The following is a 15,422-nucleotide window of genomic DNA, read 5'->3' as shown; positions in this document are numbered from 1 at the left end:
AGGCGGCGCGGGCACGGGGGACGATGTCGGTGTCGATGCCGTGTTCGGCGACGGTGCCACGGTGAGGGGGTGTGGTGAGAGCCGTCGGCCTCGCCACTCGCGATCGGAGCGGGGGTGCCGGCGAGCCGTCATGGATGTCGGCGGCGGTGACCTGCACCGCCCACGACGTCCGGGAGCACCGGTGACGATGCCACGTCCTCTGTCGACGCTTCCCCTTCTCAGCGTCGTTTTCCCAGGTGGCAGCGGGTGCGTTGGCCGAGGATGTGACGCCCGGGCGTCGGTCACCCGGGAAGTCGGTTCGAACTCGCACCTTCGGGCGACGCGGACCGGTCGGCGCGGCGAGCCACTGAAGCAGCACCGGGCGAGACGGTTGCCCGCCCCGGCCGGGGACGGATGGTCGTCGCGCCGGGTGGTGCCGGGGCACGGCGGTACGGTCGGGACGAGGAAGGTGCGCAGGTCATGCTCACGCGGTCGGCGCTTGGACGAACCAAAGCCATCAGGCGAGCTCCAGATGTATCGAGGCGAACGCGACTTTCATTCGAACTTGATGGCGAAACTACATTGCCAAACTCCAGGCTGTAAAGCCTTTTCGATCCTGGTCGAAAAGCGTTGAGTTTCCTCACAGGGTGTGCGTCTCATCGGCCGGGAAACGGCCGGAATCCTCGCCGCCGGAACGAAGGAGCACACCCGGCGAGATGCTCAAGGACTACTGGGACGACTCACGGGACTGAACGCGGCTTTTGGGCGACGTCAGCGTGGCCGGTCTTCTTTCATCGGCCGGCAACGCCGGGCTCGGCGGGTTCCCGTCCGGCATCCATGACCACTGTGAATCCGGTGACTCAAGCGCGAAGGCCGGGCGTCACGAGGGTGACGCCCGGCCTCACGGTCGGGGCCGGTCGACGGGGACACCCGTCAACCGGGGATACCCGTTACCGGCGGGAGCCGGCTAGCCGATCAGGTGTTTCATGATCTTCTTGATGGTCGCGGCGCGCTCGGCCGGGGAGGCCACCTGCTCCAGGCCGAAGCCGAGGAAGACGGTGTCCTTCGTCGAGACGGCCGCCGTCTTGTCGGCCTGCGCCCTGGCGAAGTCACCGGCGCCCGTCGGGCTTCCCGGAGGCGGTCCGGGGATCGCCCAGGCGCCGAGACCGGACTCGAAGCCCTCGGCGGCGAGCTGGCCGCCGCTGGTGGTGACCTTGGTGTCGTCCACGAACGCGCCGGCACCACCGGTGGCGGGGTCGGTCACGTAGCTGACCGACACCTCGACCTTCTTGCCCGCGTACGCGGACAGGTCGAAGGCGACCGGCTGCCAGCCGCCGGAGCCACCGGTGAAGGCGTTCCAGGAACCGCTCGTCCCGGTCGGCGTGCAGGGGTCGCCCGGGGTGAGGTAGCGCAGCAGCCACGGGTGCTCGTCCAGCAGGAAGCCGGCCTCGCACTGGGCGGGGACGTCGGCGCTGGTTCGGCCGTTGAGGTCGGGCAGGGTCGTCCAGTCGTCCTGGCCGACCGTGTGCGCCTCGACGATGACGTTGTCGTAGCCCTCCTCGGTGTCGTACGAGAGCTGGAACTGGAGCTTGGGCTGCTGCGCGGCGGGGACAGCCGCGAGGTCGATCGTGCGCGTCAGCCTCTTGTACGCGTCGTCGGTGTGCGGGCCCGCCACGTACCAGTCGCCCTCGACCGGGTCGAACGGGCCGGTCGCCCCGACGTAGTCGCCCGAGGCCCAGCTCTTGAACTGGGGGAACTTCGCGGGCGGCAGCGTATTGCTGGTCACCTGCAGGTTGCCCGCCTCGTCCAGCGGGTTGTCGGCGAGCGCCGGGCCGCCGAAGGTGCCGCTCGTGCCGTTCAGTCCGGGGCCGGTGCCGGTGAACCCGGTCGGCCCGACGCGCGGGTTGCGGCCGTAGACACCGAGGTAGTACTGGGCGAAGTCGTCGGCGAGGATGAGGCACTCCTCGAAGAAGCCGTCCTGGGTGCTGATGACGCAGTCGGAGTCCGGTGCGCCGTCCAGGCCGTAGTAGATGCCACCGAGGCTGCTGCCGAAGAAGCCGAAGTATCCCGCGGTCTCCCCGGTGTAGAGCAGCTTGCCTCCCTCGTTGAGGTAGTCACGGACGGAGACGGTCAGATCCTGCTGCTCGCGCTTGACGTCCATGTCGGGAAGCGGGCCGAACGGGGTCTCGGTCTCCACGTCCTGGGCGTCCATCGCGAGCCGGTCGTCACCGAGGTACCAGGCCACCGCCTTGAAGTGGCCGAGCACCCCGAGGTGGTGCGGCACGCCCTGGGCGTCGACGTCCCACGTCTCCGAGGCGTATCCGGCGGTCTGCAGCGCCTGCCTGTACTGCGCCGCGTACTTCGGCGCGGTCACCGACGCCGGGTAGTCGGGGTTGAATCCCGTGTAGTCCTCGTTCGCCACGATGAGGACCTTGGCCTTGGACTTCTTCTCCAGCTTGTACGTGAAGTGCTCGCTCTCCACGGTCCCGACGCCGGGCTTGTGGCCGGTGAACCAGACCTCGACCTTGTCTCCCGGTTTCGCGCCCTCCACCTTGGAGCGGTACTCGGCGAAGTACAGGTTGTTCTCGTCGCCGTACCGCTCGCCGCCCTTCCACTCGCTGAGGCCGCGCAGGCGCACGGGACCGCCGTTGATGCGGAAGCGCAGCTGCTTGGTGAGCAGGGACCGCCGCATGGTGACGGCCACCGGCTGCGGGTCACCGTACGAGACGGTGAAGCTGTCGGGCCGGAAGTCGGGGACCGTGCGGCCCACCGGGGAGACCGGGGCGTCGGGGGTCTTCACGGACTTGGCGAGGTTGACCGCGAGCGGGACGTTCTTGGCGAACTCCGCCTGGATCAGGGCCTCGCTGTCGGGGAAGGTGAAGCCTGAGCCGCCCGCGCAGTCGGCGAGCGTCCACTCGTCGTCGGGGACGCTCTCGACCGCGACCTCGCAGGTGCTCATCTCCGGTGTGATCGTGAGCGCGTCGTGCTTGTTGGTCATGTGACCGTCGGTCTCGCCGTTGGTCGTGTAGAGCTCGGCGCCGATGTCGGGGTCGTAGCCGGGTACGGCCGGGGTCGCGTCGTCACCGAGCAGCGCCTCGAAGACGAGGTCGTCGGGAGAGGGGGTGGCCTGCTGCCAGCCGATGCCGTACAGCAGCAGCTGGGCGGCCGAGTGGTAGTTGAGGATGTAGGTGAAGTCGACCCGCTTGGCGAGGTTGTCGACGGCCTTGGTCTCGGGTTCCGACTGCGCGCTCGGGCCCCGGTAGGTCTGGCTCGCCGGGTTGTCGGAGGAGCCCTCGTTGTCGTAGCCCCACTTGTAGGCGAAGTTACGGTTCAGGTCGACGCCGTCGGCGCTGGTGATCTGGCCGTCGCCGTTGTTGTCGCGGAGGTTCTTGCGCCAGAGGCGGTTGCCCGCGGTGAAGGTGTGGTCGTAGCCGTCGGGGTTGGACACGGGGATGAACCAGAGCTCGACGTTGTCGACGAGCTGGGTGATCTCAGGGTTGGTGCCGTAGCCGTTCAGGTAGTGGAGCAGGAGCCTGCGGTTCATCTCCGGGGTGATCCACTCACGGGCGTGCTGGGCGGACATGTAGAGCACGGCCTTGCGCGCCCCGTCCTTGAGCTGCCGCGCGTTCTTCGTCACCTTGATCGCGGTGAGCGGCTGCCCCTTGACCGTGGTGCCGAGGTCGACGACCTTGGCGATGTTCGGCTTGGCGTTCGCCGCGTTGACGATCTGCTCGCGGATGCCGCCGGCGCCGCTGTACGGCTTGAAGACGCCGTCCCCCTTCGCCGCCTGCCTGCTCGCCGCCGCGAGCCGCTGGACCTTCAGGTCGAGGCCTACCTTGCCGAGCTGCTCCGCCTGGGCCGCGCCGAGGATCGCCTCGACGCTGACCTTCTCACCGTTCGCGGACCTGGTGATCCGCAACTCCTCACGCTCGACGCCCGACTTCAGCAGCTCGTCCATCTGCTGCGGGGTGAGCTCGCCGACGTAGACGCTCACTCCGTCGTCGCCGTCGGCGGATGGATCGGGTACCGCCGCCGCGGGCGTGCTCACCATCAGGCCCAGAAGCAGGACCGCGATTGCGAGAACGACCGATCTCGCATGTTTCATTGCGACCTCCGTACATCCCCCGAAAGATAGGAATGCACGAAATCTGGGGGATAGTCGGACCTGAGTCAACGTCAACCCTCGCCATGATTCCGCGCTGACCTGATCTGGTCAGGACGCGTCCGGGGCTTCCGGAGTCACGAGGGGCGCGCGGCGTGCGAGTCCCCGAAGACGCCGTCCGGAGACGTCTCCGGTGAGGAGGGTCCCGGCCGGGCGAACCCCCCCGCCGCCCCGCCCAGCAGTCACAAGCAACACCGCGGCACGGGACAGCGACCCGTGCGACCCCGGCGCCCGGCCCGGCCCCGGGTGCGCCGGCCCCCGGCCGCCCCCCCCCGGCCGGGACCCTCCTCACCGGAACCGCGAAGCCGTCAGCTCCCGAAGTCGCCCGTGGCGACCCCGGCCGCGTAGCGAAGCCCGCCGTACAGGTGGGCGCGGAAGTTCGGCTCGCTGTAGGACTCGATGGTGTGGCCGAGACCGGTGTACCAGGACCGGCCGCCCTGGTACGTCCTGTACCAGGCGATCGGGTGGTCGGCTCCCATCGACCCGCCGGAGTAGGTCGACTCGTCCAGCGTGGCGAGCACGTGGACGGTGGAACGGGGGTTGGTGCGGTAGTTGTACAGCTCGTCGGTGCGCACCCAGGTCGTCGGCAGGTGAGCCGTCGAGGGGTGCGTGCCGTCCTCCACCCGTACGGTCGCCTGCTGGATCTCGGGGTGGGAGGAGAAGTAGGCGCCGACGAGTCCGCCGTAGAAGGGCCAGTCGTACTCGGTGTCGGCGGCGGAGTGGACGCCCACGTATCCGCCACCGTCCGCGACGTACGACTCGAACGCCGTCTTCTGCCCGGCGTCGAGCACGTCGCCGGTGGTCATCAGGAAGACGACCGCCCGGTATCGGGCGAGGTTCTCGGCGGTGAAGACACCGGCGTCCTCGGTGGCGTCGACGGTGAAGCCGTTCTCGGTCGCGAGTTCGCCCAGCGCGGCGATGCCCGCCGGGATGGAGTCGTGCCGGAACCCGGCCGTCTTGGAGAAGACCAGAACCTCGTATGCCGGATCAACGGTCATAAACGGAGCACCCACACCAATCGTGACGACGAACATCGCGGTGATCACCGCGATGATGTTACGTACCCTAAATCCCCATTTTTCACAGGAAGTAGGCGTATCGCGTAGATCGCTGGGTGCTGTACTCCCGCGCGTGGCGGTACCGGACGCCGGGATCCCGCTCGGCGGGGCTCACCGGCGCCGGTCGGGGCCAGATGGCCGCGATCGGATAAACCAGTCGAAGCCGGGGCGGACCAGCCGAGATCATTGCTTCCATGACGTTCCACGACGACAAGGACAGCGGCCGATCCCGCCGGGAAATCCTCGCCGAGTTGCACGACTCACTGGATCGGCGGTACCGGCCCGAGGACGTCGCCGATCTGGTGCTGCGAGCACTGGACGGGCAGCTGTCGCGGCGCGAGCGTGTGGTGTTGGAGCGCGCGGCCAGGTACTCCTCCCGTCGCGCGGACCGGTTCTCCTCGATGTCCACCGATTACGCGAGGCCGGTGGGTGGTGCCCGGCAGGTCGCGGCGGCGAGCCGTCTGTTCGAGCGGTCGGTGGAAGTCGACCCCGACGTTCCCGAGTCGCTGCTGGAGTTCGCGGCGAACATGGGACGCGAGATCCGGTGGACGCCGGACCGCGGTGACTTCCTGGCCGACCGGCTCAACCGGGACGCCCGGGAGGCCGCGGGCATGGATCTGTCCAAGCGGCAGTACAACCGCCGGTTCAGGGTGCTGCGCCGGGTCGCCGCCAAGGCGGGCACGCTGGGTACCGAGCAGGTCAAGCGACGTCTGCTCATGGTGGGCGTCACGGGATTCGGCGCGGACATCCCACTGGAGCGGTTCGTCTCCGACGTCGACGCCGCGTGCTTCGTGGCGTACTACACCGCGCGCCGTAAAACGCGCCGGAAGTTCAGCAACGGTTCGCCGGGATCCCCTGGGCTTTAGCCCTGGGGAGGAATGGCGTGCGGCGCCGCACGTGCCGGTCCGAGCGGGTAGATTTCACAGCGTGAAATTCGTTGTGCAGGTCCGGCTGTTCCCCACGCCCGCCCAGGAGGCGGCGCTGGCGGACACGCTGCGCCTGTGCAACGACGCGGCCAACCTCGTCTCCGGCATCGCCTGGCAGACGAAGACGTTCCGCAACTACGACCTGCGCAGGCACACCTACGGCCAACTCAAGGACATGGGCCTGTCGGCCCAGCCCGCCCAGCACGTCATCAAGAAGGTCTCCGACGCCTACACGACGGTGAAAGCCCAGGTGAAGGCGGGGCTCCGCAAGCCGCTCGACAGGCCGATCGCCTTCCGCCCGGACGCCGCCCAGCCGTTCGACGACCGGTGCCTGTCCTGGCAGGTCCAAGAGCGCACCGTGTCCATCTGGACCACCGGCGGCCGGATGAAGGGCCTGCGGTTCGGCTGCTCCGACGACCAGGCCCGCGCGCTGGCCGCCTACCGCAAAGGCGAATCCGACCTCATCCACCGCGACGGCCTGTGGCTGCTGACGGCCACCTGCGACGTCCCCGACGTCGATGTCACCGAACCGGACGCCTTCCTCGGCGTCGACCTCGGGATCGCGAACATCGCCACCACCAGCGACGGCACCCGGCACTGCGGCAAGCACCTGAACGCGGTCCGCCACCGCAACCGGGAGTTGCGCCGCCGCCTTCAGGCCAAGCAGACCAAGTCCGCCAAACGGCTGCTGAAGCGGCGTCGCCGCAAGGAGGCGCGCTTCGCCCGCGACGTCGACCACGTGATTTCCAAGACCATCGTGACCGAGGCTGCACGCACCGGACGCGGCATCGCCCTGGAAGACCTCCAGGGCATCCGCGAGCGGGTACGGCTCCGCAGGCCCCAGCGGGTCACGCTGCACTCGTGGTCGTTTCACCAGCTCGGTGCGTTCGTCGCCTACAAGGCCGCCCGGAGCGGGGTCGCCGTGATGTACGTCGACCCCGCTTACACCTCCCAGGGGTGCTCGGCCTGCGGGCACATCGACCGGCGCAACCGGCCGAACCAGGAAACCTTCTCCTGCACGTCGTGCGGCTTCGCTGAGCACGCCGACGTCAACGCAGCCCGCAACATCGCCGCACGCGGTGTCGCGGGCTGGGCTGCCGTCATGCAGCCGCACGCGGCCTGAACCCTCACATCCGGTGAGTGGCGAGGAGCTGCAAGCCCCCGGCTTCAGCCGTGGGGTCATGACCCTGTCCGGGCGGGACAACCCGTTCGACGAGATCGCGTCGATGCTGCTCGACCGGTGCGCGGACCGGAGCGACTGGTGGATGATCGCCCAGGTACGCACGACTCCTGACATTCTGGGACGCCTGACCGACGAGGAGCGTGGACGGCTGCTGGGCCAGTGGGCGGCCGTCATGCGGCACAGCGCCGACGTGCTACGCGCCTGCTGGAACCCCGGCACCGACCGCACCACGATGATCGTACGGCGCGGGCACGACTCCACGGAAACACGGGTCGAACTTCGCGGCACCACTTCGACGAATGACAGATCCTGCCGCGAAAGAACAGGATTCCAGAAAAGGCGGATCCGGCCGGGTCAGGCTTTCCCATCGCACATCCGCCGAATCGAGGCGGCCTTTCTGGCCGCGCGTCGACGGCGCCTTCCCGAGATTTCCGGTCATACGGCGACGAGGCGGCGGCGACTTTCCGGTCACGCGTCGGCGCAGGACCGGAGATGGACGCCGGACCGCCGTTCCCCCCTTCAGCATCGAACCAGAATTAGAATGATATTTCGTACTATTCCACCTAAATCACCTTATGGATCTTTGTGATCTCGCACTGACACGGCCCTCACATCGGCGGCCCCGGCACGCGCGAAGGCCGCGAAACGCGGCCGGCCCCTCGGCTCCCGCCGCGGTGAGACGGTCGACTCCCCGGGGGAGTGAGCACCTTCACGACCTGCGGCGACACGAAAGCCCAGCCCCAACCCCGTCGGAAACGAGACATCTCATCCGAAGGACCGACGGCAGGAGAATCAACCGAGCCGTATTCCAAAGAAAGCACATCAGTGGATATGGTGACGCACGCCGGCATCTACGGCAGAATCAATGACCTGCCATGCGGCACAACGAACAACATCGATCTCCTGTGAGGTTTCATGGTTGTGGTGGCGGCTCCGACTGCCTCCGGTCACGGGGTCATCAACATAGAGCTCGACGAATTCGAGACGAACGACCACGCCTCGATCTACGACGACGACACCCGGGGGGCACTGGAAAAGCCCTTGGAAATCAGCCGCCACCTGTTCAGCGAGGCACTCCAGATGGTGGCGAACTGCGCCTACGAGGCGCGCAACCAGATCGAGGCCATGGAGGAGAAGACCCGTCCCGACGAGTTCGAGATGCAGCTCGCCGTGAAGGTCGACGGCAAGGTCGGCGCGAAGATCGTGGAGTTGAGCTCGGGGGCACAGATCATGGTGACGCTGCGCTGGAGGAAGCCGGCTCCATGACCAAGGTGCGGATTCTGCCCTACAGCCACGTCGTCGGACAGACCGACCTGCTCCGATGCCTGGAGCTGGCCTTCGTCGCACCGGGCATCGGCGGCGTGCTGGTCAGCGGCGAGCGCGGCACGGCGAAGTCGACCACGGTGCGCTCCTTCAGCCTGATGGCCTACGGCGAGCTTCCCGTCACGCTGCCCATCAACGCCACCGAGGACCGCGTGCTGGGCGGCTGGAGCATCGACGCGCTGATGGCGGGCAAGCCCGAACGGCAGCCGGGCCTGCTGGAGGCCGCCGACAAACAGGGCCTCCTCTACATCGACGAGGTCAACCTCCTCGACGACCACCTGGTCAACATCATCCTGGACGTCACCTCGACCAACGTGCTCGTGGTCCACAGGGAAGGGCTCGACCGGCCGACGATCGCCGTCAAGTTCACCCTGGTCGGCACCATGAATCCGGAGGAGGGGTGGTTGCGCCCGCAACTTCTCGACCGGTTCGGCCTGCTGGTGCCCGTGAGTGCCGAGACGGCGGCCGAGCAGCGGCACGAGATCCTCCGCACGGTCCTGCGGTTCGAGGAGGAGATCACCAAGCCTGACTCCTCGTGGCTGGAGAACGGCGCCAGGCAGGACCGGGAGATAAGAAAGCGGCTCAACCGGGCCAGGGCGAGGGTGGGAGAGGTGAAGATGCCGGACGAGATCCTCGGCCTCTGCTCCCGGATCTCGGCGAAGTTCGAGGTGGCCGGACACCGCGGCGAGAAGGTGATGGCACTCGCCGCCAGAGCACGGGCGGCACTGGACGGACACGGCACCGTCACGTCCGACGACGTCCGCGCGGTCGCCGAGTTCGCCCTCGCGCACCGCCTTCCCGAGGCGGTGTACGGCGAGTCGATCAAGTGGACCGCCAAGGAGCGAGACCAGCTGGACACGATCATCTTGGGGTGACCATGGCCATGCCGACCGCGTCGCGAGTGAGGTACGCCCTGGCGTGCGCGGCGCTCGATCCACGGCTTCGCGGGGTGCTCCTGTTCGACCTTGAGCCCGCCCTGCTGCTCGACGTCGGGCAGTGGCTCGGCTCACTCCTCGGAAACCCCCACCCGTACGTGCTGGGAGCGTCGGCCGTCGCGGACAGCGCGTGGATCGGCCTGTCCTCCGGGCCCACGTTCGGCGTCTCCCCCGGGCCCCTGGTCGACAGGCCCGGCGCTCCTCCTCTCACCGTCCTCGTCTCCGACCTCGCGAAGCTCTCGCTCACCGGGCAGCGGGCCGCGCTCACCCTCCTGGACACCGACGTGGCCCACCTGGAGCGCGAGGGGCTCGGCGTGACCTGGGCACCGCGAAGCCGGTGGGTGGCCGTCTGCGCCCGCGCCGACATCGGCCGGATCCCGCCACATCTGCTCGACCGCTTCCCCCTGCGCATCGACGCCTCAGGACTCTCCGCCGACCTGGACCCTCCGTCGGAGAAGTGGCGTCGCGCGCTGGCCGGGGGCCGGCCGGCGACCGTACCCGACGAGGTGGTCACAGAGGTCGTCGGCCGTACCGCGACAGGCACGGCCGGTGCGCGCCGAGACCTCGCCCTCGCCAGGATCGGCCGGGCGCTGGCGACCCTCGACGGCCGTGCGCGAACCACGGAGGCCGACGTCGAGCGAGCGGTGTCGCTCCTGCGTCTCCCCCCACCACGCGGCCGGGGTCACGGCGACGACTCCGGCCCCGGCGGTGGCGTCCGGGGAGATGACGCCACCGTGGGAGGCGGAGGGTCCAGGCGGCGGCGCGACAGGGAGGAGCGCTCCCCGCAGGCGCGAACGGACGGATTCGACGTCGTCTCCCCGGCTCCCGCCGAGCCGCTCGCTCCGGGCCCCGCCCCGCCCGCCGACCTCGGCGGCCCCTACCCGGAGGACGACATCGAGCCGGAACGGGACCCGGGGTCGCTTCGCTCCCAGACGACGCGGCACTCCTCCTCACGGCCGAGCCACGGCAGGTCCATCGGATCACGCCCCGGCGCCTTCGGCGACCTGGCGATCGTCGCCACCATCCTCGGCGCCGCTCCCCTGCAGGCCCGGCGGTGCGAGGATCACTACTCGCGCCCCCCGCATCCCCTGCACCTGATCCCGCCGGATCTGAGGGTCCATCGCCGAGGCGCCGACCCGGCCAGGCTCCTCGTCCTCGTCCTCGACCACACGTGCAGGGCGGGCTGGAACTGGCTCGACGCCCTCGCCCCCTATCTGCAGTGGGCCTATACCGGCAGGGCAGGTGTCTGTGTGATCGAGGTCGGCGCCGCGGGCGTCGCCAACGAGCTCCGCGCCCAGCGGTTCAGCGCGTCCAGCCTGCTCGACCCGCGGGTCGTACGGGCACTGGAACGGCCCGTCGGCCGCTGCACCCCGCTCGCGCACGGGCTCGACCTCGCCGTCGAGACGCTGCGCCACCGGCTCCACCTGGGGAGGGTGCCCGCCGACGACGTGCTGCTCGTCATCGTCACCGACGGGCGCGGCAACATCCCGTTGCGCGCGAGCGCGACGGGTGAGCTGCCCGACCTCGTCGGCAGGGAGGGAGTGGAGGACGCGCTGGCGATGGCACGAGAACTGAGCAGGATGAAACGGATCCACGCCGTCGTCCTCGATCCCGGGCCCCGACCGGGCGCCACCCTGACCCGCGCGCTGGCCGAGGCCTGCGGCGCCCGGCTTCAGCACGGCGGTGAACCCCGGTGAGCGGCATGCCGAACGGGCTGCGCAGGGCGCTGATCAACGGCGGACGTCCCTTCAACCCGCACGCCGCCGGACCGGCGCGTCCGCGGCCCCCCGAGGATCCCGGGGTGGCGGAGGCACCGGTCGGCGCCTCCGGGGCGGAGGTTTCCACGACAACCGTCCTTCCCTCCACCTCCGTCGACCCGACCGCCGGTCTGCCCCCCAGGACCGCCCGCCTGAACGTGTGGCGGGAGAGCGGCACCGGCAGGGAGAGTTACGGACTCGCGGGGATCTGCTGCTGCGGCATCGCGCTCACCTACCAGAGACAGCCGCAACAGGTGAGGCCTCCCAAGCTCGCCCTGGGAGACCTCATCCGTCGCGGCAGCGGCGGGGAGTCTCCGGTCGAGACGTTCTGGCGCCTCAGAAGCTGGTCCAAGGACGCGAGCGAGGGTCTCAAAGGCTTCATCTCCGCGATCCGCCGGGCGCACGGCGACGACGTGCGCATGATCATCGAGGATTTCACGGGCTACGACCTCCCCTGGGAGTTGCTGCGGCACCGTGACAGGGGCCTGGCCGGTGAGTGGCTGGGCGCGCTGTTCCCGATCGCGCGCTCGGTGGGGACACCGCCCGCCGCGGTGACCGACTGCACCGGAGAGATCCTCGCCTACGTCGCTCCCGACATGTCCGACGACCGCGCCCTGCTGGATCGATTCCGGACGACCACCACGGACGTCACCCTCAAGGACCTGCTGAATCTTCTGGACGCGGAGGGCGACCCCGTCTCACTGGTCTACGTGGCCTGCCACGGAAGATACGGGAACGCCGACAAACCCTCCTTGGGAGCCGAGATCAAACTCCTCGAGGGCTCTCGCGACTCGAAGCGCGGGATCAGTCTCCGCCAGGTCCACGCGCGCGACCTGCTCCGCCTGGAACGAGCCGGCGGACTCGTCTTCCTCAATGCCTGCCACTCCGCCAGGGAGAGAGTCGACCCCGACCTCGACAACACCGTCCTGCGCAGCTTCGCCAGGGTCTTCCTCGACGCGGGGGCCTCCGGGTTCATCGGGACCATGGGAGAGGTCGGCCTGAAACACGGGTACGACCTGGCGAAGGGCCTGCTCGACGCGCTCTCCGAGAACCCGGAGACGCCCGTCGCCGTGGCCCTGCGCGACCATCGAAGAAGGGTGTCGGCCTCGATCGGGGACGACCTTGACGAGGACGACAAGGGAGCCGTCGGGAAGCTGCTTCCGTTCTTCTACGCCTTCATGTACGCGTACTTCGGAAGCCCGGAGACCACCCTGAGGCCGACGCCACGCGAGGAGACCCGGTGAGTCCGCCCACCATCCAGCTGGAGCCGCTGGTCAGCTGGCCCCGGACCATGACGGTGGGCCAGGAGTATCTGGTCACGGTGGACCTCAGGCTCGCGCGGCCCGGCGACGAGTGGCCGTACCGGGAGGAGGAGTTCGTCTTCAGCTGCATGCTCGACGGCGGGGAGCGGATCGCCGTCGAGTCGGTGGACGACATCTCGGTGATCCTTCACCGGTTCGGTGGCACGTACGGGCCCGCCAGGTTCGTCGTGACCGCGCGAGGAGAGGCCGGGGACCACAGGCTCCGGCTCAGCCTCAGCACCCAGAGGGGCGCCACCGTGAGGACCGACATGCTGCCCGTACGCATCACCGCGCTCCCGCCCGGGGAGAACCGTCGGGTCGACCTTCAGGCGATACCCGGGATTCCCCTGCCGGGAGACCGGACAAGGCGGGAGAGGACCTGGATCGCCGCGATCCATCGGGGAGACGATCCCAGGCCGGTGGGCGCCGGAGTCCTCGTCGGCGAGAACCGGCTGCTCACCTGCGCCCATGTCGTCGTCCCAACCGGCCACCGACCCACGGACCGGTTGTGGGTGACCTTTCCCAGGTCGAACACGCCGACGCGCCGATACGGCGCCTCGGTGATCTCGGTGGCGGGGACCTCGGGCGCGTTGTCGGGGGCGTCTCCGGGCGACCCCGCGTTCCTGCTGCTCGCGGAGCCCCCTTCACCGGAGGTGGTCGCGGCGCCCCTGCGTCTGGAGGAGGTGGACGACCTGGTGGGGCGGCGGTGGCTGGTGGAGGGGCCGGTCGGCGTCGAGGGCCGGAGTGTGATCGTCAAGGGGATGGTGGATCCCGCTTTCGCTCACGGGAACGTCACGCTCACCACCGACCCCGGCCATCGGCTGGATCCCGGCCTCAGCGGCGCCCCGGTGTGGTCGCCGGGCTACGCGGCCGTCGTCGGAATTGTCGCCTCCGCCGACGGCCTCGGCGGCGGGGTGGCGATCACGATGCGTGAGGTGAACAGACTGCTTCCCGGACAGCTGCCCGAGGCGCCCGGAAGCAGACCGGGCGGTCCGGACCGGATGAACGGCCCGAACCTCTGGGGACGCCCCGCCCTCGTGCCGGACCCCATCACGTCGTACCTCGATACCGATGCCCCGCCGCCTGTCGACGTCGATTTCCTGGACGAAGCCGCCTACGTGCTGGATGAGATGGACGCCCGTCCCGCTCCCGTCCCGCCGAAGCGGGCAGACGTGATCTTCGCCATCGAGATGTCCGGGAGGCACGAGGCGGTCCAGCGACGCAGGCAACTGGCCGCGGACACCATCGAACGGCTCGCGGTCACCTATCCCGGCGAGGTGAACGTCGCGGTCGTCGGCTACACCTACCACGACTACAAGCGCCGCGGCGACGGGCGCCGGCCGGTGGTCACCGGCTCCTGGCTGGAGCCCGCGGAGGACGCCCTGGAGTCACTGGCGAATCTGGAGTCGACGTCGGCGGTCTTCCCCGGGGCGGCTCCCCTGGAGGACGCGCTGCATTACATCGACGAGCGTCTTCCCTCCGGTGAGCAGGACCGGCCCGTCGTCCTGCTGGTGCTGGCGGGGCAACCGCCCCACCCGGCCAGGGCGAGCCGAGACACCGCGCTTCCCTGCCCGAACCGCTACGACCATCGCAAGCTGACCGATCGGCTCGCCGAGCGCGGGGTGCGTCTCATGGCCGTCACCGACGACCCACCCGGCCAGGTGTCCCCGCACCTGCGAAGGATCGGCGCCGACCACGCCGTGGAACTGCGACGGGCCGACCCCGCCGCCCTCGTGGACGCGATGGCCATCCGGCACGTCGCCTCCGCCGGGAGTCCCGCGCTCACGCGCGTACTCGCGGCCGGGCGCGATCTGGCAGCCGAACCCGAACACATCGTGCGCCGTATCGGGTTGCTGGGCGCCGTGGGCAGCGGCAAGTCGGCCTTTCTCGGCGCGCTCAACGTGGCGGTCCTGCGCCAGAACTCCGGCCTGTCGGTGCTGGGCGCCGACAGCGCGGCGGCCACTCGGCTCGTCGCACTCACCGACGTCCTCGTACGGGAACACAGGTTCCCCCCGGCGAGCGCCGACCTGGACGACGCGGAGGTGACGATCCGCACGAGCCGGTTGTCCCGGGGCTTCATGGGGATGGGGCGCCGTGAGACCGGCGTCGTCCTCCACCTCGGCTCCATGACCACCTCAGGTAGGCCGCGCGAGGACATGGCACGATGGCTCGCCGCCTGTGACGATCTGATCTATCTCTTCGACCCCCTCCGCGAATCCGGGTGGGACGACGCCACCGGCTTCTTCCTGAGGACGCTGCCGAAGCTCGGCCTGCCTCTCGACGAGACCGGTCGCCTGCCGCACCGTCTCGCGGTCTGCGTGACCAAGTTCGACGACTACAGGGTGCTGGAGACGGCTAACCGGCTGAGACTGCTCACGACCGACCCCGAGGACCCCTTCCGGTTTCCCCGGGTGGTCGGCGAGGACGCCGAGGAGTTGTTCACGCAGCTGTGCGGATTGTCGGACGTATACCCCGGCATGTTGCCGAACGTCCTGAGCCGCCTGTTCCACGAAAACCGGACCAGATACTTCGTGACCTCGTCGATCGGCTTCTATCTCGATCCCAGGAAGAGGCTTTTCGACATGGAGGACCACCAGAACATCGTTCCGGCGGCCCCCGGACGCGAGGGCGGTCAACCGGCCTCCTCCACCGAATCCGGTACCCACCCCGCCGGTGAGGTCCGGGTACGCGGCGAGGTGCATCCGATCGACGTGGAGAAGCCCTTCCTCTGGCTGGCGCAGCCGTGAGGCGGAGCGCTCCGGGGTTCTTCTCTCCCCGGTCCGAGGCCGGAGGCGTGC

The 15,422-nt window shown here is 69.3% G+C and carries 10 protein-coding genes; 8 read left to right on the top strand and 2 right to left on the bottom strand.

Annotation, left to right across the window (positions count from 1 at the left end):
• Window positions 1-946: 946 nt before the first annotated feature.
• The gene (locus ABZ664_RS14100) at window positions 947-4,084 is read right to left on the bottom strand and encodes a M14 family zinc carboxypeptidase (protein ID WP_362508186.1); all 3,138 of its coding nucleotides are present in this window, start codon (window positions 4,082-4,084) and stop codon (window positions 947-949) included.
• A 365-nt stretch (window positions 4,085-4,449) separates the two neighbouring features.
• A complete protein-coding gene (locus ABZ664_RS14095) occupies window positions 4,450-5,139 on the bottom strand; it encodes a ThuA domain-containing protein (protein ID WP_362508183.1) in 690 nt (229 codons plus the stop codon).
• Window positions 5,140-5,393: 254 nt separating this feature from the next.
• Here ABZ664_RS14095 and ABZ664_RS14090 point away from each other — a divergent pair, with 254 nt between their 5' ends.
• The 8 genes from ABZ664_RS14090 to ABZ664_RS14055 all read left to right on the top strand — a co-directional run bounded on the left by ABZ664_RS14090 (window position 5,394) and on the right by ABZ664_RS14055 (window position 15,371).
• Window positions 5,394-6,065, top strand: coding sequence for a hypothetical protein (locus ABZ664_RS14090; RefSeq protein ID WP_362508180.1), 672 nt, complete (start codon window positions 5,394-5,396; stop codon window positions 6,063-6,065).
• Window positions 6,066-6,126: 61 nt separating this feature from the next.
• Window positions 6,127-7,248: a transposase gene (locus ABZ664_RS14085; RefSeq protein WP_362508177.1), complete on the top strand. Its 1,122-nt coding sequence runs from the start codon at window positions 6,127-6,129 to the stop codon at window positions 7,246-7,248.
• Window positions 7,249-7,261: 13 nt separating this feature from the next.
• On the top strand, window positions 7,262-7,897 hold the full coding sequence (locus ABZ664_RS14080; protein WP_362508174.1) for a hypothetical protein: 636 nt from the start codon (window positions 7,262-7,264) through the stop codon (window positions 7,895-7,897).
• 335 nt (window positions 7,898-8,232) lie between these two features.
• Window positions 8,233-8,574, top strand: a complete 342-nt coding sequence (locus ABZ664_RS14075; RefSeq protein WP_362508172.1) for a CU044_2847 family protein — start codon at window positions 8,233-8,235, stop codon at window positions 8,572-8,574.
• Window positions 8,571-9,506 (top strand): AAA family ATPase, encoded by a 936-nt coding sequence (locus ABZ664_RS14070; RefSeq protein WP_362508169.1) that lies wholly within the window; start codon window positions 8,571-8,573, stop codon window positions 9,504-9,506. The genes ABZ664_RS14075 and ABZ664_RS14070 overlap by 4 nt, the downstream gene beginning before the upstream one ends.
• Window positions 9,503-11,263, top strand: coding sequence for a hypothetical protein (locus tag ABZ664_RS14065; RefSeq protein ID WP_362508166.1), 1,761 nt, complete (start codon window positions 9,503-9,505; stop codon window positions 11,261-11,263). Before ABZ664_RS14070 ends, ABZ664_RS14065 begins: the two co-directional genes overlap by 4 nt.
• A 5-nt stretch (window positions 11,264-11,268) precedes the next feature.
• Window positions 11,269-12,567, top strand: coding sequence for a CHAT domain-containing protein (locus tag ABZ664_RS14060; RefSeq protein WP_362508276.1), 1,299 nt, complete (start codon window positions 11,269-11,271; stop codon window positions 12,565-12,567).
• A complete protein-coding gene (locus ABZ664_RS14055) occupies window positions 12,564-15,371 on the top strand; it encodes a hypothetical protein (protein WP_362508164.1) in 2,808 nt (935 codons plus the stop codon). The genes ABZ664_RS14060 and ABZ664_RS14055 overlap by 4 nt, the downstream gene beginning before the upstream one ends.
• Window positions 15,372-15,422: the final 51 nt, after the last annotated feature.

Origin of the sequence: Streptosporangium sp. NPDC006930 (genome assembly GCF_040635605.1) — a bacterium.
GTDB lineage: Bacteria > Actinomycetota > Actinomycetes > Streptosporangiales > Streptosporangiaceae > Streptosporangium.
The sequence above is the reverse complement of the archived record's forward strand: the minus strand, read 5'-3'. Positions and strand labels throughout refer to the sequence as shown.

Coding starts and splice junctions, on each gene's coding strand:
- ABZ664_RS14100 (WP_362508186.1), bottom strand. CDS start 4,084: ATGAAACATGCGAGATCGGTCGTTCTCGCAATCGCGGTCCTGCTTCTG.
- ABZ664_RS14095 (WP_362508183.1), bottom strand. CDS start 5,139: ATGACCGTTGATCCGGCATACGAGGTTCTGGTCTTCTCCAAGACGGCC.
- ABZ664_RS14090 (WP_362508180.1), top strand. CDS start 5,394: ATGACGTTCCACGACGACAAGGACAGCGGCCGATCCCGCCGGGAAATC.
- ABZ664_RS14070 (WP_362508169.1), top strand. CDS start 8,571: ATGACCAAGGTGCGGATTCTGCCCTACAGCCACGTCGTCGGACAGACC.
- ABZ664_RS14060 (WP_362508276.1), top strand. CDS start 11,269: ATGCCGAACGGGCTGCGCAGGGCGCTGATCAACGGCGGACGTCCCTTC.